Origin of the sequence: Paenibacillus sp. Soil787 (genome assembly GCF_001429545.1) — a bacterium.
GTDB lineage: Bacteria > Bacillota > Bacilli > Paenibacillales > NBRC-103111 > Paenibacillus_E.
Window position 1 is genome coordinate 167,860 of record NZ_LMSP01000048.1, and the last position, 24,794, is coordinate 192,653.

The following is a 24,794-nucleotide window of genomic DNA, read 5'->3' on the forward strand; positions in this document are numbered from 1 at the left end:
TGATTACAGCTTTTCACCAAGCAATTCGAAGATATCATCGACGTCGTCCGCAGTCAGCCCTTTGGAGCTGAAATCGCTCGCGGTCCGTTCGCTTTCCTCTTTGTTCCTACAGTGATCGATGATGCGGAGCAGATGATATTTGAACGCAGCGGATAAACATTGCATGGTGGATTCCTCATACTGCCTCGGGCTATACGAAAAGCGGAAGCTCATCTCGCCGTTTGCTATCATTCCGTTCACGATGATTGGATACATGCGGCGGGAATTCGGGTTAATTGGTTCTCCCATGTCATACGGGGACGGACCGAACGCATCATGGACGAGATTCGCATCGAACTGACCGAGATAATTGAAGATGATCTCCGGTTTTAGCTTAAAATGCAGCCCGGACCGCTTGTCCTCCGGTGTCAAATATTTCAGAATGTCATAGCCGATTCCCTTGTTCGGTACCTGTCTGAGAGTCTCCTTCACCGACTTGATTTCCCTGGATAAATCACCGTCCGTCAGATCAAGCACGATCGGATACATGGAGGTGAACCAGCCGATTGTCCGGGAAATGTTGACGTCTTCCATCATCTCTTCGCGCCCGTGGCCTTCGAGCTGCACAGCAATTCGATCGGTCTGACCCCACTCCTGAACTGCCAATCCTACTGCGGTTAAAAGAATATCGTTCATTTCCGTATGGTAAGCATGATGGACATGCTTCAGCAGATGCTCGGTCTGTTCCCGAGTAAGCGCCATTTCTGCCGTTGCACTTTCGCCAAGTGTACAGGTTTCAACCGCAAAATCTTTATACAATGAGCCAACCGACATATTTTCTAGCTGTTTCCAGTAATCAATTTCCTGCAGCAATTCCTTGCTTTCTGCATAGGCCGTTAACCGCTGAGACCAATATTGGAACGAATCCGTTTTTTCCTGAAAAGATGACTCTTCGCCTGCAAGGGCCTGCGCATAGCTTGTCGCCAAATCTTCAAACAGGATGCGCCAGGAGATCCCGTCAACGATCAAATGGTGAGCGGCAAGCAGCAAGTGATCACCTTCGGCTGTTTGGAACAGAGCTGCTTTCAGCAGAGGACCTTGACTCAGGTCGAAGCTTTGTTGAATGCGATTGGCTGCCGATGCAATGCGCACTTCTGTATCTGCATGATCCGAGAAATCGAACCGTTCGAATCCGTAAATCTCGCCTTCCAGACCGCGGCCCAACTGGACTATCCGCCCGTCCTTCTCTTCGTAAACCATGCGAAGCGCATCATGATGCCGGACAAGACCCCGCAGCGCCTTCTCCAAAGCCAGCGAGTTGAATCCGTCAGACTTATGCAGCATAACGGATTGATTCCAATGATGCTGGCTTTCAAACCGCTGATCGAAAAACCATCGCTGAATCGGTGTCAACCCGACTTCACCCGTTACTGTCTCTTGACTGATTTGGCGCTTGACCAGCGCAACTAAACCGCTCAGCTCTTCGATCGTAGGATATCGGAACAGATCTTTCATCTCAAGCTGCAGCCCGTGATTGAACAGACGCGAGGCTACTTGTATGCCCTTGATCGAATCGCCGCCGAGATCGAAGAAATTGTCGCGTATACCGATCAGATCGGATCCCAGCACTTCCTGCCAGATGTGCACCAGCTTTTCTTCCAACTCGTTTCGAGGAGCTATGTATTCGGCTCCTGTCTTCAGCCCACTCTCGGGCTTCGGCAGTGCCTTCCGGTCAACCTTGCCGTTAGACGTCATCGGCATTTGCTCCAGCCTTACAAAATGTGCCGGTATCATGTAAGCCGGCAGATCCTCGGATGCATGCGCCCGCAGCTCCGCCACGGTCAGATCTTGATCCAAGAGCAAGTACGCGGAAAGGAACTTTTGCCCCTGCTCATCGTCTAGCGCCATCACGACGGCCTCGCGAATCGCCTCGTGCTTCAAGAGCTGCGTCTCGATTTCGCCCAGCTCGATCCGATGACCGCGGATTTTGACCTGGTGGTCGATCCGGCCCAAATATTCCATTTCTCCGCTGCGCAATAATCTGGCGAGATCGCCCGATCTGTACAGCCTCTCCTCCGGCTTGTAGGGGTTCGCAATGAACCGCTCAGCCGTCAACTCCTCGCGATTCAAGTACCCGCGAGCTACGCCTTCTCCGCCTACGTACAGCTCCCCCATAACGCCGATCGGTACTAACTGCTGCTCGCTATCAAAGATGTAGCTTGTCAATGTCGGAATCGGCCGGCCAATGTTGCTTAAGCTCGTCTCCATGTCCTGTTCGGTTATTTCCTTATAAGTAACGTGAACGGTCGTTTCTGTAATGCCGTACATATTAATCAGCTGTGTCTGCGGGTACTTCGCCTTCCATGGCTTCAGCATAATCGGATTCAGCGCCTCGCCGCCGAAGATGACATAGCGGACCTGCAGATCGTTATCCTGTCGTCCAAGCACTTCGTGTATCAGTGCATAGAACGCGGTCGGCGTCTGGTTCAGCACAGTTACACCTTCTTGGCGCAGCAGCTGTGCGAACTCCTTCGGATTCTGTGCCACCGCTTTTGGCACAACGACACAGGTGCCGCCGTACAGCAATGCACCGTACATTTCCCAAACGGAGAAATCGAAGCAGAAGGAATGGAACACGGTCCACACATCGCGATCGGTAAAATCGAACTTCATCTTGTCGTTCAGCATCAGACGAACAACATTGCGGTGCTCAATCATGACGCCTTTCGGTTTGCCGGTCGTACCTGACGTATAAATGATGTAAGCCATATCATCAGGCTGGTTTACTGACTCCAAGTTCGAGCCGTCTCCGCTGTATAACGCCGGGTCGCCCATGTCAATCACCGTCCCATCAAACGGCACTTTGCCGGTCAGATGAGGCTGAGTCAGCAGCACGCGGGCGCCGCAGTCGTCCAGCATAAATTGCAGCCGATCCTGTGGGTAATCCGGATCAAGCGGCACATAGACGCCGCCAGCCTTCAGCGTGGCGAGTATGCCCACGATCATATCGGGCGAGCGCTCCATGAGCAGACCGACCCTTCCATCCGGCTGCACGCCGTGACTGCGCAGCTCTCTGGCCAACCGGTTCGCACGGTCATTCAATTCGCGGTAGGTCATCCGTTCCCCGTCACAAACGACCGCCGTACGATCCGGCAGAATCGCAGCCTGCGACTCAAACCGTGCATGCAGCGTCATTCCTTCCGGATACTGAGCAGCGGTGTCGTTCCTCTCGACCAGCAAATGTTTCTTCTCTGCGTCACTCAGCATATCCATATGAGAAATCGTCTGGTATGGGTCAGCAACCGCAGTATGTAAAATATTCAGAAAATGATCGGCCATACACTGAACGGTTTCCTGCTTGAACAACTTGGTCCTGTAGACAAAGCAAAGCTCGATTCCCTCTTCTTCTTCTCTCGCCTCAATCGTCAAATCGAACTTCGCGATGGGATTGTCTAGTATGCTTGGCGAAATCGATAATCCGTCCAGCTCCATGGCTTCAAGCTCAATGTTTTGCAGGACAAACATCGTATCGAACAGCGGATTGCGGCTCATGTCTCTGCGCACATCGACCTGCTCAACCAGCGCTTCGAACGGATAATCCTGATTATCGTAAATATGAAGCATGTTCATCTTGACTTCAGCCAGAAACTCGGCAAACGGAAGCTTGCTGTCTACTCGATTGCGAAGTGCCAGCGTACCCACGAACATGCCGATGATCGACTGCAGATCAGGGTGGGATCTGCCTGCAATCGGCGTCCCGACGACGATATCTCCCTGTCCGGTATATTTGGCAAGCAGTACATTGTAGGCTGCCAGCATGACCATAAACAGTGTAGTTCCCGATTCAGACGCGAGACGTCTGAGCGCCTCCTGCAGTTCTTTGTCGGTATGGACGATAACCTTATTTCCCTCAAAGCTCTGAATAGGCGGTCTTGGATAATCCGTTGGGATTTCAAGAACAGGAACATCCCCGCCAAACATCTCGACCCAGAAAGTCTCCTGCCGTTTCATCACTTCGGATCCGATCCATTCGTGCTGCCAAACGGAAAAGTCTTTATACTGGATCGCAAGCTCCGGCAAATGGTTCCCTTGATACAGAAACATGAATTCCTTGACGATGAGACCCATCGAGGTACCGTCGGAAATAATATGATGAAGATCGAACAAGAAGAGGTGCCGTTCCGCAGCGAACCGGATTAACTCCACGCGCAGCAGCGGCGCCTTGCTTAAATTAAACGGGCGTATGAATTCGTTCAACATTCCCACTGCATCTTCTTCATTCGCTTCTCTTACTGGAATTCGCAGCTCAACCTGCGGATGCACGATTTGCACAGGCTCCCCATCTGCCGTATCAAATGAAGTACGCAGCGTATCGTGCCTCGCCACTAGTGCTTGGAATGCTCCGCGGAACCCTTCTACATCCAATGGTCCTTCCAGCAGCATGGCCCCTGGCATATTGATGCTGGTTCCGTCAGGGTCAAGACGATTCAGCACGAACATCCGCTTCTGCGCCGAGGATACCGGATAATAATCACGCCGCTCCGCAGATCGGATCGCTGCGTAGACTTGTTCGTCTGCGCCTTGAATATACTTGGCAATCTGCCTTATCGTCGGCCTGTCAAACAGTACCTTGATCGGTACTTCCACCTTCAGTTCCTGCTGAATTTTCGAAATGAGCATCATTGCCTTCAAAGAATGACCGCCGTTTTCGAAAAAATTGTCAGTCACGCCGATATGCTCCGTCTTTAAAATCTCTTGCCATAGCGGCAGCAGATTAGCTTCCGTAAGATTAATCGGCGCTTCGTACACGGCAGCGGATTTCAATTCCCCTTCCGGTTTTGGCAGCGCTTTGCGATCAATCTTGCCGTTTGGCGTAAGCGGCAGGCGTTCCATCTGAATAAAGTAGGAAGGCACCATATAAGCCGGAAGCTCCTGCAGTAGGTCGTCTTTAAGATCAGCTGCTGCTGCCTCCGTTTCGAGTGTATAATACACAGCGAGTGCTTTTTCTCCCCCACCGTCTTCGACGACGAGCACGACAGCTTCTTTCACTTGGTGGTGCCTCAGAATCGCCGCCTCGATTTCACCAAGTTCGATGCGGTAGCCGCGAATTTTAACCTGATGATCGATACGATCGAGAAATTCGATATTGCCGTTCGGCAGCCACTTGGCCAAATCGCCGGTTTTGTACATTTTCGTGCCTGGAAGGAAGGGATTGTCGATGAACTTTTCCAAAGTGAGCACTTCTCTGTTCCAATACCCTCTGGCCAGCCCTACCCCAGCTACGCATAATTCGCCCTTGACCCCAACCGGCAGAAGCTGATGATGCTGATCCACGATGTACGCCTGCGAGTTAGCGATCGGATGACCGATCGTTATCGGCTCTCCAGGCATCAGATTTCGGCTGACGGTCGAGATGACGCTATTTTCCGTCGGACCGTACTCGTTGACGATTTCCGCTCCGGGAATGATTCTCTTTGTTCTCTCCAGCAAATAAGGCGAAATGCTCTCTCCGCCGAGAGTTACAGCTTTCAGCGATGAGGCTTCCTCCGCATGCATCGTTTCCAAAATCGCGGCATACAAGCTCGGGACGCAGCTAAAATGGGTAATTTGCAAGGAAGAGATTCGTTTCTTCAGCGCCAGCGGATCTTTCGCTTCCTCATCACTAGCTATGATAACCGTCGAACCGGACACGAGCGGAGCGAAAAAGCTGCTCACAAAAGCATCGAAAGAAAACGATAAAAACAGCAGTACACGATCATCCGTGTCGAATCCATATTCCTCTTTTCTCCAACGGATCGTATTCATGATGCTTGCGTGCTCAATCATTACACCCTTCGGCTGACCGGTTGTTCCTGAAGTGAAGATCATATAAGCCAAGTCCTCAGGCCCGCATTCAGCCGTTAGATTTGCAGCATCCGAGGCATAATTTGCTTCGTCTTGCAGATCCAGGAACTCGCACTGGCTTCCCTCAATCTTGTGCATCAACCCTGTTTTGCTCAATAGGAGCTGCGCACCGCTATCTTCAAGCAAATAGCGGATCCGCTCAGCGGGATATTCCGGATCGCAAGGCATGTAAGCCCCGCCGGCCTTCAGAATGGCGAGCAGACCGACGGACATTTCTAAGGAACGATCCGTCATAATGGCAACTATTTGGTCCTTGCCAACGCCCTTTTCTCTTAATACCCGCGCGAGTCTGTTGGCTCTTTCGTTAAGCTCCCGGTACGTCATGCTCAAGTCTCCGCAAACAATTGCCGCTTGATCCGGTGTTTTTTCCGCCTGCTTTTCAAACAGCACATGGAGTGTTTGCTCCTGGTCCTGCGGATAACGGATTTCCGTATCATTGAAGGAGTGGAGAATTTGCCGTTTCTCTTGCTCCGTCACGATTTCAATTTGCTTCAGCAGCACCTGCGGATCGGCAACGACCTGAGCGATGATTTGCTTCATGTGCCCTTCGATGCTGTTCATCCATTCCGCCGAATAAACAGCTGCATTAAAGCTTAGCTTGATCCCCATTTCAGCGCCCGGCGCCACAACGATATTCAAAGGATAATTGGTCTGTTCCTCGACATACACATCGTTGATAGCGAAGCCCAGCACCCCTTCCCAACCGTTATTTTGCAGTTCTTTGGCAACCGGATAGTTTTCAAAAATGAGGATATGATCGAATAAATCCTGTTTGTGTCCATTGTGGCTCTGAATTTCGTACAAAGGAACGAAATGATTAGCCTCCGAAGCCAGCGCATTGCGCTGAGCTTCGGCAAGCAGGCTGCCAAACGATTGCTCAGCTTGATAGGAAATACGTACCGGAATGGTGTTAATAAACAATCCAACCATTTTCTCAATGCCCTTCACCTGTGAGGGGCGTCCAGAAACGACAGAGCCAAATACAACATCGTTCGTGTGGTTATATTTGCTTAGAAGCAGTCCCCAAATCGTTTGGAAAACGGTGCTTACCGTCGTCTGGGAGCTGCTGGCAAGCTGTGCGATCCGCCCGGTCGTCGTTTCGTCTATAACGAAGCTGATCTCTTGCTTTTGATACAAACCGTCGGCAACTGCGGATGCTTTAGGTATATGAGCGGATTGCTCGTAGCCGTTCAGATACGTTTGCCAATAGGCCAGCGATTCGTCTTTATCCTGCTTTTCCAACCACTTGATATAATCGCTAAAAGGGTATACCGCTTCATGAGGCAGCGTCTTATTATGCTTCAAAGCTTCATAGATTTGAAACAGCCGGTTGATGACAATGCCAAGCCCCCACCCGTCCATCAAGATGTGATGGTGGCTCCAGATGAACTGATATTCCTGATTAGCCGTTTGGAATACAGCAATGTGCATCGGAACATCTTTGGCCAGATTGTAACTGCCGGCGTTCCGTTCGCTGATAAAAGACGCGATGCAGTTCTGCTGCTCGCTTTCATCCAGATGATCAATTTGTTCAAAATGAAGCTGGATCGTTCTTTTGCTTAAAACAACCTGCCTTGGGCGCTGAAGATTTTGATGTACGAAAGCTGTACGTAAAATATCGTTTTCTGCGATTAATTGGTTAAAGCTTTGTTCGAAAAGGCTGACATCGAGCAGCCCGCAAAGTTTTGCTTGCAGCAGGTTATGATAGGCGCTCGAGTCTGGATCCATGATTGAATGAAAGAGCATCCCTTCCTGCATAGGAGTGAGCGGATACACTTTTTGGATTGTGTCTGATTTTTTCATTATTCACCTCTATAGAGTTCGCACTCCGGAATCAAATCTCGAAAATATCAACCAAACCATCCAGTTCTTCCAAGGAAAGCTCATGATCGCCGAGGTCGCTCGGGGTCAGCTCAGGTCCTTGTTTATTCACGCAGTGCTCCATAATTTCCAGCAGGTGCTTCTTAAAGCTATTTTGCAACTGGGTAATCGTGGTCTGATTGTACTCCTGGAGATTGTAGGCAAAACGAACACTTAGTTTGCCGCCTTGAATCATAGCGGTCACGTCGAGCGTAAACAAACGCTCCGCTTCCGGGCTCATCGGCTCTCCCATATCATACGGCGACACTGTGAACCATTTTGTCGTTACGTCCGAGTCGAACTGACCCAAATAGTTGAAACCAATCTCAGGCTTTGGAGCCAGGTTCAAACGCAGCTCCTCTGGAGACATGAATCTCAGCAGATCGAATCCGATACCCTTGTTCGGTATACGCCTTACTTGCTCTTTGATCCGCTTAATATGTGAGCTCGTATCATTCGATCCTTTCAAGTCGAGTACAATCGGGAACTGTGCTGTGAACCAACCGACTGTTCTCGACACGTTGACCTGCCCCTCCAAGATTTCCCTGCCGTGCCCTTCCATATTGACGATCACGCTGTCCTGCTTCGTCCAGTCCCCGACGCTTAAGCCTAAAGCCGTCAACAAAATGTCCGGAATGTCCGTGTGATAAGCTTGATTCACCTGCTTAAGCAAACGCTCTGTCTCTTCCTCGTTCAGCTCAAAAGCAGTACTTCGCGTATGAATGAGTTTCAATTCTTCCGCTTTTTTATCTTTCGGCAGCGCAGCCCAGGACAAGCCGCCCATTTGCTGCCAGTAATTCTTTTCCTTTGCCAATTCTTTGCCAGCGGCATAGGACTTCAGCTGTTCCGTCCAAACTTGATAGGAATCCGTTTTATCCTGAAACAGGATATCCTCACCGTTCATCGCTTGTTCATACCCTAAAGCAAAATCCTCCAGAATAATGCGCCAGGAAACGCCATCGATCACGAGATGATGCGCGACGATTAGCAGATGGTCACAGCTTATCGTTCTGAACAATGCCAGCTTGACCAAAGGCCCCTCGTTCAAATCCATGCTCGACTGCAAGCGGTTTGCCTCTTCGGTAATAACCGATGATTCATCGGCTTGATTCCTTACATCGATCACTTTCAGGTGTACCAAAGGTTCCTCCAAACCGCGGATCTGTGCAACGACTTTGTCGTTGTCTACCCGGAAAACGGTTCTTAGCGCATCATGATGCTTGATTATTTGGGTGAATATGTTGCGGACAATAGACTCCTTAAATCCATGTGTACTCTGCAGCAGGATCGATTGATTCCAATGATGCATGTCAGTGAATCTCTGGGCGAAGAACCATCGTTGGATTGGAGACAGCTCCAATTCCCCGACAACCGTTTCTTGGCTGCTTTTACGGCCTAATGTTTGTACGTATGAACTCACTTTTTCAATAACGGGATTTTGGAACAAATCCTTCATTTCCAGCATCAAATCATGTTTATACAAACGCGTTGACACCTGAATGGCTTTGATCGAATCGCCGCCAAGCTCAAAGAAATTATTCTTGATGCCGATTGGGCTCACGCCCAGCACTTCTTCCCATACTTCCGCAAGCAGACGCTCTAGTTCATTTCTAGGCGCTTCATACTCCGTGCCTGAGATAGCTGTTCCCAGTTCAGGCTCCGGAAGTGCTTTGCGGTCAATTTTACCGTTAGGCGTCAGAGGCATTTGTCCCAGTTGAATAAAATAGGATGGCACCATGTAATCGGGCAATGATTCGGCTACATGCTCTCTCAGGTTTGATATGGGAACACTTAATCTGCCTGTGAAATAAGCGCACAAGTACTGGTGGCCATGATGGTCTTCAAGGGCGATGACAATCGCTTCTTGAATCAAGTCATGATCCAGCATGACAGATTCAATTTCCGATAATTCAATACGGTATCCTCTGATTTTCACCTGATGATCGATCCGTCCCAAGTACTCGATATTCCCATCAGGCAGCCAGCGGGCAAGATCGCCGGTATGATAGATATGTTCACTTGGAGCAAACGGATTGTCCGTGAACTTCTCATCCGTCAGTTCCGGCTTATTCACGTATCCTCTAGCCAATCCGACACCGCCGATGCACAATTCGCCGGGTACGCCGATCGGCTGCAGCAAGTTATCTGCGCTCATGATGTACACCTGTGTATTTGGAATCGGGTAACCGATTGGTACCACACCCGTATGCAGGTCTGAATGACTGGCCTTCCAAATGGTTGCGCAAATCGTCGTTTCGGTCGGTCCGTACGCATTCATGTACTGCACTTTTCCTTCCCACCTGCGGATCAATTCGAATGAGGTAGCGGATCCGGCGGTAATCAGCTTCTTCAGAGAGCTCATCCGCTGCGGATTCAGGTGCGTCATGTAGGTCGGCGGCAAGGTAAGAATGGAGATCTGGTGTTCACTTACATAATCTTCAAACCTTGTGTAATTACCAATGATCTCCTTGGACAACACGTAGAGCGAAGCTCCCGTCAGCAGCGCCATAAACATTTCCCAAACCGAAGCGTCAAAGGAACTGCTGGCAAATTGTCCGATCCGGTCATCGGCCGTCACATCTAGCCCATTCTCAAAAAATGCCTGTAAATTAGCTATACCCGCATGCTCGAGCATAATCCCCTTCGGTTTGCCTGTTGTTCCCGACGTATAGATGATGTAGGCCAAATTGTAGGATGTACTAGCTGAGCCTAAGTTGGTGTCTAATTTGAAAGTCAGATCTGTTTCCTCAAGCGCTACAACTTCCGCGGCAAATCCTATTGGACGTTCCGCCTTCTGAGTAACGATTAACGAGGCAGCACTGTCTTCAAGCATGTAGCGAATCCGATCCGCCGGATAGTCGATGTCGATCGGCAAGAACGCGCCTCCGGCTTTAAGAATGGCTAGTATCGTGACGATCAAATCGGCGGAACGCGCCATCATGACGCCAACAATGCAGTCTGCGGCGACGCCATTCTCGCTTAATACCCTCGCTAAGCGGTTTGCTTTGGCATTCAACTGACGGTACGTCATCCGTTCATTGTCCCAGACGACAGCCACATGATCCGGCGTCTTCTCCGCCTGCCGCTCGAATAGCTCCTGTATTGTACAGTTCTGCGGGTAATCGGCTTTCGTTTGATTAAAATCTACGACAATCTGCTTCTTTTCTTCCAAAGAGAGCATGTCGATTTGCGCTAACTGCGCATCAGGCTGATCGGCAATTTCCTGTAAAACACGAACGAAATGACGCCCAAAACGTTCCATCGTTTCTTGTTTGAACAGCGCCGTGCAGTACTCGATCGTCAATTCCAATTCGTCTTGATCTTCCATGGCAAGCATGGTCAGGTCGAACTTCGATGTCGTATGCGGAACCTCAAACGGAATAAAGGTCAATGGCTTGATGCCGATCGATGTATTCCCGATATTTTGCATAATAAACATCGTATCAAACAGCGGATTGCGGCTTAAATCGCGCTGCAGCTCCAGCTTTTCCACCAGCGTTTCGAATGGATAGTCTTGATTTTCGTAAGCCATTAGCGCCTGTTCTTTGACTTCGGCCAAAAACTGCTTAAACGTCTTGGAACTTTCAGGCCGGTTCCTCATGGCAAGCGTATTGACGAACATCCCGATGACATGTTCCAAATCAGCATGCGATCTGCCGGCAATTGGCGTTCCGACCACAATATCCGATTGGTTGGCATATTTCGACAGCAGCACATTGTAAGCAGCAAGCAGTACCATATAGAGTGTCGTGCCGCTCATCGCCGCCAACTGATGAAGCTGTCTCAGCAGCGATTTATCCGCTCTGAACGTTACGCTGTGTCCAATAAAGCTGCGCATAGAAGGTCTTCCATAATCCATAGGCAGATCGAGCAGCGGAACTTCACCTTCAAACATCATTAGCCAGTAGGATTCCTGCGCTTTGATCGTTTCCGACTGGAACAGACGGTTTTGCCATGCCGAGAAATCCTTGTATTGAATTCGGAGCTGCGGCAGTGGTTTCATTTGGTACAACTGTACGAATTCTTGGATAAAAATACCCATCGACACCCCGTCGGAAATGAGATGGTGCATGTCGAACAGCAGCAAGTGGCGTTCTTCCTCCAGCTTCACCAGTCCGACTCTGAAGAGAGGCGCGGTCTTCAAGTCGAACGGCCTGACAAACTGCCGGGTCATCTCATCAAGCGACGGTAACGAATCTGCCGCATACTCCATGTAATCCACTTGTATCTCAAGATTAGAATGTACCCTCTGAACCGGTTCTCCATCGACCGTATCAAACGATGTGCGCAGCGTTTCATGACGGTCTACCAGCCTTTGGAAAGCACCTTCAAACTGCTGGACATCGAGCTTGCCTTCAATCGTCATGGCACCTGGCATGTTATAGGTGGTGCTTCCGCTATCCAGCAAATTCAAGATAAACAATCGCTTCTGTGCGGACGATAGCGGGTAATACAGCTGCTCTGCCGCCAATTGAATCGACTCGTATCTCGAGAGTCCTGCTCCTTGTATGTAAGCTGCAAGCTCCTTGACAGAAGCCGTCTCAAAAACAGCTCTCAACGGTACTTCGACCTGGAACTCTTTGTACATTTGCGAGACTAGCGTCATTGCGCTGAGCGAATGGCCTCCAAGATCAAAGAAGTTATCGAGCAACCCGATTTGACCGATTTCCAGCAAATCCTGCATCAAACCAATCAGTTTGGCTTCCGCAGCGCTGGAAGGAGCAACATATTCCTTTTTGGCCATAAGATCCGTATCCGGCTCCGGCAAAGCCTGCTTATCCACTTTGCCGTTCGGGGTAAGCGGCATGGCTAACAGCTGCATGAAGTACGACGGAACCATATAAGCCGGCAGTTTTTTCCCTAAGTGCGCCCTAAAATCGTCAAGTGTAAACACATCATCTGCGGTAATATAGGCGCATAGATACGTTTGTCCGCGATGGTCGTCCTTCGCTAACACAACCGTTTCGTTAATGAGCGGATGCTGCAGGATGACGGATTCGATCTCGCCGAGCTCGATCCGGTAACCTCTCACCTTCACCTGTTCGTCCAGACGACCGATGAAATCGATCGTACCGTCAGGCAATCTGCGGGCAAGATCTCCTGTCTTATACATCCGTTCGCTCCCATTATTCCCGGCTGCAAACGGATTCCGCACAAACTTCTCGGCAGTCAGATCCTCGCGGTTTAAATACCCGCGCGCCAAACCGTTACCGGCAATGCACAGCTCGCCGATGACGCCGATAGGCTGCAGACCGCCCTCTCGACTCACAATATAGATTTGCGTACCCGCAATCGGTCTCCCGATCGTAATCTCTTTGTTTGAATTCAGACCTCTTTCGTATGTGGCTACAACACTATTCTCCGTCGGTCCGTATTCATTCACCAACTCGATGTGCGGGTGAAGCTGCTTGCTGCGTGAGACCACATTATCGCTCACTTTCTCCCCGGCCAACGTCACGATACGAAGTGAGCTTGAATCCTCTTCGCTCATGCACTCGAGCAGCGCTGCATATAAGCTTGGTACGCTGATGAAACGCGTGACTAAATGCGCAGCAATTTGCTTTTTCATGAGCAGCGGATCCTTCGCTTCCTCTTCTTGCGGCAAAATAACCGTTGCCCCAGCAATGATCGGCGTGAAGAAGCTGGTCACGAAGCCGTCAAAGGCGAAGGAGAATAACTGCAGAACCGAATCGTTGATATCCAACGCGTATTCGACTTTTCTCCACAGCAGATTACTGACAATGCTGGCGTGCTCGATCATGACGCCTTTAGGCATTCCTGTCGTACCCGATGTGTAAATGATGTACGCCAGATCAGTGGAATCATTAACCTTCGGCAGATTCGATTCGTCAGCGTTATAATGGCGCCCGTCATGGAGATCGAGCCATTTGCCATCGAAGGCAGTATGAACGTCCTTACTCATGATTGCGACCAGATGCGACTGACTCAGGACGAGTTTGATGTTACTGTCATTCAACATGTAGCGAATCCGTTCCACAGGATACTGTGGGTCGATCGGCACATAAGCCCCGCCTGATTTCAGAATGGCCAGGATACCAATAACCAGTTCTAATGAACGATCCGCCATAATGCCTACACATGTCTCCGGACCGACGCCATGATCCCGAAGTGTCCTTGCCAAACGGTTAGCTGTTCCATTTAGCTCCGCATAGGTCAATTGCACGCCTGCGCAAACGACTGCTGGCTGATCCGGCGTCTTCTCCGCCTGCTCCTCGAACAGCCCGTGAAGTGTCTTGCCGGTAGGCAAATCTATCTTTGTTTCATTGAAAGTAACTAGCAATTGGTGCAGTTCCGCTTCGTTCAGCACCGTCATGTCAGCCAGACTGATATCCGCGTTTTTAACCGCCGACTGCAGCAATTGAACGAAATGACGTCCGATCCGTTCCACCGTTGCTTTCTTAAACAATTTGACGCCGTAATCAATAAACAATTCTATTTCGCCATTTGCTTCTCTGGCTTCGAATGTCAGGTCAAATTTGGCAATGCCGTCATGCATAGCTGATGCAGCCAATTTCAAGTTGTCGCTCGGGCCATCCGATTGCAAATGCGTATCGATGTTCTGCAGGATAAACATCGTATCGAACAGCGGGTTACGGCTTAGATCCCGAGCCACGCCAATGTGTTCCACCAGCCGCTCGAACGGGTAATCCTGATTCGTATAGGCTTCCAGCGCATGATGCTTCACATCGGCTATGAACTCACGGAAAGTCTTTTCCGCCTCAACCCGATTCCGCATCGCCAGTGTATTAACGAACATCCCGAGTACGCCCTCCGTGTCCGGATGCGATCTCCCTGCGATTGGGGTTCCGACTACGAACTCCTGCTGCCCGGTGTATTTGGCTAGAAGCACGTTGTATGCGGCTAGGAGCACCATAAACAGGGTGCTGTCCGTTTGCGAAGCAAGCTGTCCAAGCTGCGTACAGAGCTCACTTTCGACGACGATATGAACACGATCGCCTTCAAAGCTTTGTACGGCAGGTCTGACAAAATCGGCCGGCAGATTGAGCACCGGAATTTCTCCGGCAAACGTATCTAACCAATAGGTTTCTTGCTTTTTATAATCATCAGTCTCGAACCAAGCATTTTGCCATACGGCAAAGTCTTTATATTGAATTCCTGGCTCAGAAAGACGCTCACCCTTGTATAACCGCATCCATTCATCCATCATAATGCCCATGGATACACCGTCTGAGATGATATGATGCATATCCATAAGGAATAAGTGCCGCCCATCGGCAAGCTTAGCCAGACCTGCTCTAAGGAGCGGAGCTCTGTTTAATTTAAATGGACGCACAAACCGTAATGCGAGCTCTGCAAGTTCGGATTCATTGGCATCGATATTTTCGACGATGGTTTCATCCATCGTTTCGACCGAGAATTCAATGTCCGTATGGATTTGCTGCACCGGTTCACCGTGAATCGTTGCAAAGGAGGTTCGCAGGATCTCATGTCTGGCAATAAGCTCCTTCAGAGCGGCTTCCAGCCTAGGCATATCTAACTCGCCTTCAAGAATGAAAGCCTCTGGCATGTTATATCCGGTGCCTGCGCCTTCAAACTCGCTGAGAATGTACATCCGCTTTTGCGCAGATGATACCGGATAATAGTCCTGTTCATCCAGCACTCGCCCAATGGATACATAGGCCTCTTTAACGGCCGTTTGGATATATGCAGCGATCGCTTCAACACTCGGAGTATCAAACAATACCTTTAACGGCACTTCCACTTGGAACGCCTTGTGCATCGCGGAAATAAGCGTCATCGCCTTCAACGAGTGCCCGCCCATTGCGAAGAAATCGTCAAGCACCCCGATCTGGCCGCAGCCGAGCACCTCCTGCCAAATTTGCGCAAGCTCATCTTCCAACTCTGTTCTCGGCGCCACATAAGCCGTACCCGAATCCAGCCCGCCTTCCGGCTTCGGCAGCGCTTTGCGGTCGATTTTACCGTTGGCGGTAAGCGGGATTCGATCCAGCTTCACAAAGTACGACGGGATCATATACGCCGGCAAATCACTGCCGATATGCGCCCTTAGCTCGGACACCGTCAGCTCCCCGTCTGCGATGAAGTAGGCGCACAGGAACTTTTGCCCCTGCTCGTCATCCTGCGCCAGCACCGTCGCTTCCTTAATTCGCTCGTGCCTCAGCAGCTGCGTCTCAATCTCCCCGAGCTCGATGCGATGCCCACGGATCTTCACCTGATGGTCGATCCGTCCGTAATATTCCATCTCGCCGCTAGGCAGCAGACGCGCAAGATCACCGGTTCGATACAGCCGTTCCTCCGGCTTGTATGGATTCGGAACGAACCGCTCCGCCGTCAGCTCCTCGCGGTTCAAATATCCGCGCGCGACGCCGTCTCCGCCCACGTAAAGCTCGCCGACAACGCCGATCGGCACCAGCTTACGCTGCGCGTCGAAGATGTAGCTCGTCAGCGTCGGAATCGGACGGCCGATGTTGCTCAGGTTCGTTTCGATTTCGCGATCCGTTATTTCTTTATAGGTACCGTCGTTTCTGTAATTCCGTACATATTGATCAGCTGCGTATCCGGATACTTCCTCTTCCACGGTTTCAGCATGATAGGATTCAGCGCTTCCCCGCCGAAGATGACGCAGCGGACGGCAAGCCCCTTGCCCGGCTGCTGAAGTTCCTCTTGGATCAGCGTGTAGAATGCGGTCGGCGTTTGATTCAGTATCGTCACTTGCTCCTGCCGCAGCAGCTGTGCGAATGCTTTCGGGTTTTGCGCGGTTGTCTTTGGCACAACCACACACCGGCCGCCATACAGCAGCGCCCCGTACATTTCCCACACGGAGAAATCGAAGCAGAAGGAGTGGAATACGGTCCACACGTCGCGTTCGCTGAAATCGAATTGCAGCTGGTCATGAATGAGCAAACGTACGACATTCTGATGCTCGATCATAACGCCCTTCGGCTTGCCGGTTGTGCCGGACGTGTAGATGATGTAGGCCATATCGTGCGGCCCATTCACCGGTTCCAGGCCAGCAGAATCCCAGGTGTAAAGCTCACCATCGCTTATATCGAGTACAGCGCCGTCATAAGGTACTTTTCCGGCTAGATGCGGCTGCGTCAGCAGGACGCAGACTCCGCTGTCCTCCAGCATGAACTGTGTGCGCTCCTGCGGATAGTCCGGATCGAGCGGCACATAGGCGCCGCCTGCTTTGAGTGTCGCGAGGATACCTACGATCATATCGAGCGAGCGCTCGACGAGCAGGCCGACCCTAACGTTCGGTCCTACTCCGTGGCTGCGAAGCACGCAAGCCAAACTGCCCGCGCGTTCATTCAGCTGACGGTACGTCAGATGTTCTTCACCGCATGATACAGCGATGCGCTCCGGCGTCCTTTGCACCTGCTCCTCGAATAAACCGTGGATCGTTTGATCCTGCGGGAACGACGCTCCGGTCTGGTTGAATTCGTCCAGCAGCTGCATTTTTTCCGCACCAGAAAGCATGTCGATATCCCCTAATCTGATATCTGAATCCGCCGATACGGCGTGAAGAATTTGTAGAAAATGCTGCGCAAGCCTTTCTGCAGTCGCACGATGGAATAAGGCTGTGCCATATTCGAGATGGAACGCAATCTCGTCTTCCCCTTCAGCAGCTTCGAGCGACAGATCGAATTTCGCAACGTTTCTGTCTAATCTGAAAGGTGAGAATGCCAGATCGGCGATTCGGATGGCTTCATCTCCCGTATTTTGCAACACGAACAAGACATCGAACAGCGGATTACGGCTTAAGTCGCGCCGAACGTTCAGCTTATCGACCAACTCTTCGAAAGGATAATCTTGATTTTCAAAGGACCTCAGAGAGGATTCCTTGACCTCCGCCAAAAACTGTTTGAACGATTTCCCAGCCTCCGGATAGTTTCTAATTGCCAAAGTGTTGACGAACATCCCGATTGTGCGTTCCACATCTGCATGCGGTCTTCCGGCAATTGGCGAACCGATGATGATATCCTCTTGACCGGAATATTTGGCCATGAGCACGTTGTAGGCTGCGAGCAGCACCATATAAAGCGTCGTACCGGATTCCGCAGCCAGCTTGTGCAGTTCCTGCATCAGCTCTTTGCCGGTATCAAATGTGACGCGATCGCCATCAAAGCTTTGTACGGGCGGTCTTACATAGTCGGTTGGCCAATCAAGCACTGGAATTTCACTGGAAAAAGCGTCGAGCCAATAGGCTTCTTGGCGCTTCAAATCCTCACTTTGCAGCCGTTCGTTCTGCCATACGGCAAAATCTTTGTATTGTATGCGCAGTTCAGGCAATCTTGCCCCCTCGTACAAATCGGTAAATTCACGCATAAGCACCGAAACGGAAATGCCGTCTGAGATGATGTGATGCATGTCACATAGCAGCACATGGCGTTCCGCTGCCAAGCGCACAAGACCGACCCGCAAGAGCGGCGCCTGACTTAAATTGAACGGTTTGATGAAATCACGAACTATAGTAGAAACGTTGGCTTCTTCCGCCTCCATCACTTCGACGTCGAATGACACATGTGCATGCACCTTTTGTACCGGCATGCCATCCACCGTATGCAGCGAAGTGCGAAGCGCTTCGTGGCGCAGAATCAATCCCCGGAAAGCTTCTGTTAACCGTTCATGGTCCAGCTTTCCTTCAACCAGCATCGCATCCGCCATATTATAGCTTGTGCCTGTTTCATCCAGTTGATGGATAACGTACATCCGCTTCTGCGCTGATGATACGGGATAGAACTCCTGCTCTGGCACAGGCGCAATCTCTAAGTAGCTCTTCTCATCCGAATCGATCATGTAAGCTGAGACAGCGGCAATCGTTGGATTTTGGAACAAAGTACGCAGCGGTACTTCCACACCGCACGCTTTGTGCATTTGCGAGATGAGCATCATCGCTTTCAGCGAGTGACCCCCGAGCTGGAAGAAATCGTCTTGAATGCCGATTTGGTCGATGCCAAGCACCTCTTGCCATACAGAAGCAAGCTTTGCTTCCATGACATTCGTCGGTGCAACAAATGTGGTTCCTAAATGAACACTGCCTTCGAGAGCCATCAGTGCTTTGCGGTCCAGTTTACCGTTTGGCGTAAGCGGCATTTTATCCAGCTGCACGAAATGGGACGGGACCATGTAAGCTGGCAGCTGACCTGTCAGGTGTTCGCGAAGCTCCGGAATCGTCAACGTTCTATCCGCAACGAGATAAGCGCACAAGTATTTTTGCTGCGCTTGATCGTTTCTGGCGATAACAACGGCTTCCTTGATACTTTCATGCTTCAGCAGGCTCGCTTCGATTTCTCCGAGCTCGATGCGGTAGCCTCTAATTTTCACCTGATGGTCGCCTCTGCCAAGGAATTGCATGTTACCGTCCGGCATCCATCTGGCCATATCCCCTGTGCGATACATCCGTTCACCGGGTTCAAACGGATTATCGACAAACTTGTCAGCGGTTAGCTCCGGCTGATTATAATAACCCCTGGCAACCCCGATTCCGCCGATACACAGCTCGCCAATGACACCAACCGGCTGCAGCTTCAATTGTGGGTCAAGCACATAAAACTTCATATTCGGCAGCGGCTTCCCGATCGGCACATGACCGAAATACGGCAGTGATGCATCGGTGTGTTCGTAGAAGCTGGAATCAATACAAGCTTCCGTCACGCCGTAACTGTTCACAATCCGCATCCTATGGCCGAATCGTCTTTGCAGATTGGTGAAATCTTCGGCAGAGCAGCTGTCCGATCCCAAAATAAGCAAATTCAGCTGGCTCATGTCCAAATCGTGATCGTAAATATATTGCATCAACGGTACGATGAGCGCCGGCGTCGACTCAAAGATATTGATTTCATAGTTCTTAATAAGCGAGTAAAGCGAAGCTGGATCCAGCTTTACATCATTTGGACAAATAATCAGCTTACCGCCGTTCAGCAGCGCTCGCGCCATATCCCCAGCGAATACGTCGAATGCAAAGCTCGCCATCTGCAGCAGGCTAACCTGGAACGTATCCAGTTTGTATGCCTCTCTCCAGGCGAAAGCAACATTCGTGTAGCTGCCGTGTTCGATCATAACGCCTTTTGGCTTCCCAGTCGTACCCGAGGTATAGATAATATAGGCCAGTTGATCTTCTCTGTTAACGATCCCGAGATTGGTAGAAGCCTCGGAGTACAAGCCATTATCCTCAAAACAAACAATTTCTTTATCAAAAGATACCCGGCGTGCAATCGCGCGCTGAGACAACATTAGCTCCGCACGGCTGTCTGCCAGCATGTACCCAATCCGTTCATCCGGGTACTCAGGATCAATCGGCAAATACGTGGCTCCCGCTTTCCAAACAGCGAGCACGCCGATGATCATGTCAATCGAACGGTCAACCATAATCCCTACGACGCTTTCCGACTGAATTCCTTTGGTAAGGAGCTTCCGCGCAAGCTGATTCGCCATGCTGTTAAGCGTCCTGTAGGTAAGCAGCTCCTCTTCACAAACTACCGCTACATGATTAGGTGTTTTCTTCACTTGTTCTTCAAAAAGCTCTGTGAACGTTTTGCCAGATGGATAAGCCCGCTCCGTCTCATTGAACCCTTCCAAGAGCAGCCGCTTTTCATCCCCCGTTACCATGGCAATCTCTGCTAGTGTGATATCCGGACATTCCGTAACACACTTCAAAATTTCGATATAATGCCCAGCCAGACGTTCCATTGTCGACTTCGCAAACAGCTTCGTACAATACTCCAGCTGGAATACAAGCTCCAGTTCCTTCTCCGTCGCTTCCAATGACAGGTCGAATTTAGCGATACGGTTATCCGAAATGTAGGGCACGAAAGTTAAGGAATCGCCCATCTCCAGCATCATCAGGTCTTTCATTTGAAGGCTGAACATCGTATCGAACAAAGGGTTCCTGCTCATATCCCTTGCGACATCCAGCTTTTCCACCAACAGCTCAAACGGATAATCCTGATGTTCAAAAGCGTGCAATGCGTTAAACTTCACATCTTCCAGGAAATTGCGGAAGCTTAAGGCTGGAATCGGACGGTTGCGGAGAGCAAGCGTGTTAACGAACATTCCGATCGTATGCTCCACATCAGGGTGTGGCCTGCCTGCCACCGGTGTGCCCACAACGATATCGTCTTGACCCGCATATTTAGCGAGAAGTACGTTGTATGCCGCTAACAGCAGCATGTACATCGTCGTGCCCGTTTCTGCGGCAATACGGTTTAGCCGAATCATCAATTGATGGCCAGTACCGAATAGGATGCTGTCACCTTCAAAGCTTTGCACCGACGGCCGCGGAAAATCGGCAGGCATAGTAAGTACAGGAATCTCACCAGCAAAAGCTTCCAGCCAGTAGGCTTCCTTCTTTTTCATTGCGCCTGACTGAAAAGATTCGTTCTGCCAGACCGCAAAGTCTTTATAGGACACCGACACTCTTGCAGGCTCTAACCCGCGGTATAAATCTGCCAATTCGCTAACGAGAATCTCGATCGACAGTGCATCGGAAATGATGTGATGCATATCGAACAAGAACAAGTGCCGATTTTCATTGATTTTTGCAAGTCCAATTCGAATTAACGGGGCTTGATCCAGTTTAAATGGCTGAACAAACTTGTTTACGAGAAAATCAATAGAGTCATCAGACCCTTGACTATCATATTGAATGGTAAAATCAATGTGGTTGTGTACTTTTTGTACAGGGTGTCCATCGATGGTGTGAAAGGAAGTGCGAAGCATGTCGTGACGAACAGCCAATCGGTTGAAGGCAGCTTCCAATTGTCTTGGATCCAAAGGTCCTTCGACGGTAAAAATGCCAGGCATGTTATAGGCCGTTCCCGTGCCTTCGAATTGGTTCAACACATAAAGTCGCTTCTGAGATGAGGATAGGGGGTAATATTCTTGTTGTTCTGCAGGTAAAATTGTGGTGAATGTACCTTCGGTAGCTTGGTCTATGTAGGGAGAAATCGCCGTAATCGTCGGCGTCTCAAACAAAACTCGAAGCGGCAGCTCTACATGAAATAACTGATGAATACGCGAAATGATCTGCATAGCTTTCAAGGAATGGCCGCCAAGCTCAAAAAAGTTGTCCTGCACGCCGATTCGTTCTTGCTCTAATATTTCCTGCCAGATCGATACAAGCTTTTCTTCTGTATCGCTGCTTGGCGGCATATATTCACGGCCAGTCATAGCGAGCCCTGCAGGCTTAGGCAGCGCTTTGCGATCAATCTTTCCGTTCCCTGTGATCGGCATTCTATCCAAATGTACGAAATGCGAAGGTACCATATACGCCGGAAGCTCCAGCGCTAAGTGCATGCGCAGTTCAGAAACCGCCAGCTCCGCCTCGCTAATCAGATACGCGCACAAATATTTTTGCGCTTGCGCATCATCGAGTGCGATAACAGTAACCTCATGAATCATTGGGTGCTCAAGCAATCTCGTTTCGATTTCGCCCAATTCGATGCGGTGTCCGCGGATTTTCACCTGATTGTCGATCCGGCCCAAATACGCCATTTCTCCATTAGGGAGCATTTTCGCCAAATCGCCGGTTTTATACAACCGTTCCTCTGGCTTATAAGGGTTCATGATGAAACGCTCCTGCGTCAGTTCATCACGGTTCAAATAGCCTCGGGCTACGCCCGCTCCGCCGACATACATTTCGCCCGTAACACCTATGGGAACTAATTTCCTATTTTGGTCAAAAATATAACAGGTTAGCGTCGGAATCGGCGTTCCGATGTTGCTAACATTCGTTTCGATTTCCTGTTCGCCTATCTCTTTGAATGTAACGTGCACGGTTGTTTCCGTGATGCCGTACATATTAATCAGCTTCGTCTCGGGATACTTGTGCCGCCATGGCTGCAGCATCATCGGGTTCAGCGCCTCACCGCCAAAAATGACGTAGCGGATTGCAAGCTCGCTGTCTTCCTGCAGCAGCTCGTCATTGATCAACGAATAAAATGCTGTAGGCGTTTGATTTAGTACTGTTACTTTTTCATCTCGGAGCAGCCCAGTAAATTCCTTCGGATTTTGCGCAATAATCCTCGGAATCACCACGCATTTGCCCCCGTACAAGAGGGCGCCGTACATCTCCCATACCGAAAAATCAAAGCTAAACGAATGGAATGCGGTCCATACATCATTCTCACTAAAGTCAAACTGCAGCTTGTCGTTAAACAGCAGCCGGACCACGTTACGATGTTCGATCATTACCCCTTTTGGCTTTCCAGTCGTACCGGAGGTGTAAATGATATAAGCCATGTCGGATGGCTGATTCACGACCCTCAAATTGGAACTTTCGCCAGAGGAAAACAGCTCCCCATCGATGACTACTACAGTCCCAGTGAAAGATACTCTTTCCTGCCACTGTACTTCAGTCAGCAGCACCAGTGCCCCACTGTCTTCAAGTATAAATTGGATTCGCTCTTCCGGATAATCCGGATCCAGAGGCACATACGCACCACCTGCTTTGAGTATCCCGATAATGCCTACGATCATTTCCACAGAACGATCCACCATAAGTCCAACCCGATCGTCAGGCTTCACACCGTGATCGCGAAGTCTTCTTGCCAAACGGTTGGCACGTTCGTTCAACTCCCTGTAGGTAAGGCTTTCGCTGCCGAACGTGACCGCAATGCGATCCGGCACCCGCTCCGCCTGTTGTTCGAACATCCCATGTATGGTTTGATCCATTGGGTAATCAGCTTCAACACCTGATAAAACATGCAGCAGCTGGTTTTTTTCCTGCTCGTTGCAAAGCTCCAGCCCAAACAACGGTTTGCCTGGATTGTCTAATACATCCTTTAGAAGCACAAGCATGTGCGCTAACATGGAAGAGATTTCTTCACTCGTAAATAAGCCTGTACGATAATCGATGTCCAGCTGGAGCTGGTTTATATCCATACGATCTTTGATATGTATGATGATATCATTGGCTTCGTGCCCATTGCCAAACGGTTCCGTAACGTATTCGATCTGTTCTTTTTTCTGCCATTCCATCACTTGATATTCCACGAAAACACCGAACAGTCTGCTGATGTCGCTGTGCTTTTCCCGCAATTCGTTAACCAATACGTTATAGGGGTATTTTTGAACTCTGAATATGTTCATCTGCTTTTTGCCGACTTTGCGAATAAACGACAGTGCATCTAGCTCAGGCTCCACCTGCATTCGAAAAGGTGTCGTGCTGACGAACATACCCAGCATATTTTTTTCTTTCGCGTTCGTCCGATTGGAGAAATTGGTACCAAGCACGATATCCTCATGAGAGGTAACGCGATAAATGTACGTGTACAGCATGGCGACAAACAACGTAAAGACACTGACGTTATGTTCTTTGCAAAACCCCACAATGTCATCACGAAGCGTTTGTGGAATGATGATCGATTCTCTCGCCGCCTCGGTGCTGACACGGTATAGATCATATGTTTTCAAACTCGTAAATTCAGGGATTGTCTGAAATTCCTCATGCCAAAATTTTTGATCTTTCAGGTAACGGTCCGATGCTTCATAGTCCGGCTCATTCCGAACGTAGTCCACGTACGACAGGCGATCCCCTTGAGTGGTATCCTCACCATTCACAAGGCCTACATAGATATCGATGATTTCATTAACGGCAAGAACCATGGATATCCCGTCTGAGACCAGATGATGAATTTTAATATAAACCCGGCCCTCGTCACCGCTAATTTTGAAAATGGCAAACTCAAACAAATCAGCTTCGTGAAGCTGAAAAGGTTCCATCATTCCTCGTTCGCCCCATAGACGTACCGCTGCGCTGGCATCATCCTGGTCGCTGAAATCGTAGAATGGAATTTCGAAAGATGCGAATTCGGAAACATACTGACGCGGTTCGCTGCTGTGCTCATCCAGCACACGAAGCCGGATGGTATCGTGCAGCCTGACGAAGTCGTGAATCGCCTGTTTTAACAGCCCATAATTCAATTGTTCATCCTTCAGATTAAACGTACCGCCTAGATTTGAAATACTGGTGCCCGGATAAAATTTCTCTGTGTACCAAATTCTTTTTTGCGCATGAGTTAACGGGTGAGTCGGTTGGTTCGACATTA

The 24,794-nt window shown here is 49.9% G+C and carries 3 protein-coding genes; all 3 read right to left on the reverse strand.

Annotation, left to right across the window (positions count from 1 at the left end):
• Window positions 1–3: 3 nt before the first annotated feature.
• From ASG93_RS32960 to ASG93_RS36715, 3 genes are read right to left on the reverse strand one after another with little or no spacing between them, the layout of a single operon-like run.
• The gene (locus ASG93_RS32960) at window positions 4–7,686 is read right to left on the reverse strand and encodes a non-ribosomal peptide synthetase (RefSeq protein WP_056839304.1); all 7,683 of its coding nucleotides are present in this window, start codon (window positions 7,684–7,686) and stop codon (window positions 4–6) included.
• Between the two features lie 31 nt (window positions 7,687–7,717).
• Window positions 7,718–16,321: a non-ribosomal peptide synthetase gene (locus ASG93_RS32965; RefSeq protein WP_056839306.1), complete on the reverse strand. Its 8,604-nt coding sequence runs from the start codon at window positions 16,319–16,321 to the stop codon at window positions 7,718–7,720.
• Complete coding sequence (locus ASG93_RS36715) at window positions 16,243–24,792, reverse strand: non-ribosomal peptide synthetase (RefSeq protein ID WP_056839307.1); 8,550 nt, start codon at window positions 24,790–24,792, stop codon at window positions 16,243–16,245. The genes ASG93_RS32965 and ASG93_RS36715 overlap by 79 nt, the downstream gene beginning before the upstream one ends.
• Window positions 24,793–24,794: the final 2 nt, after the last annotated feature.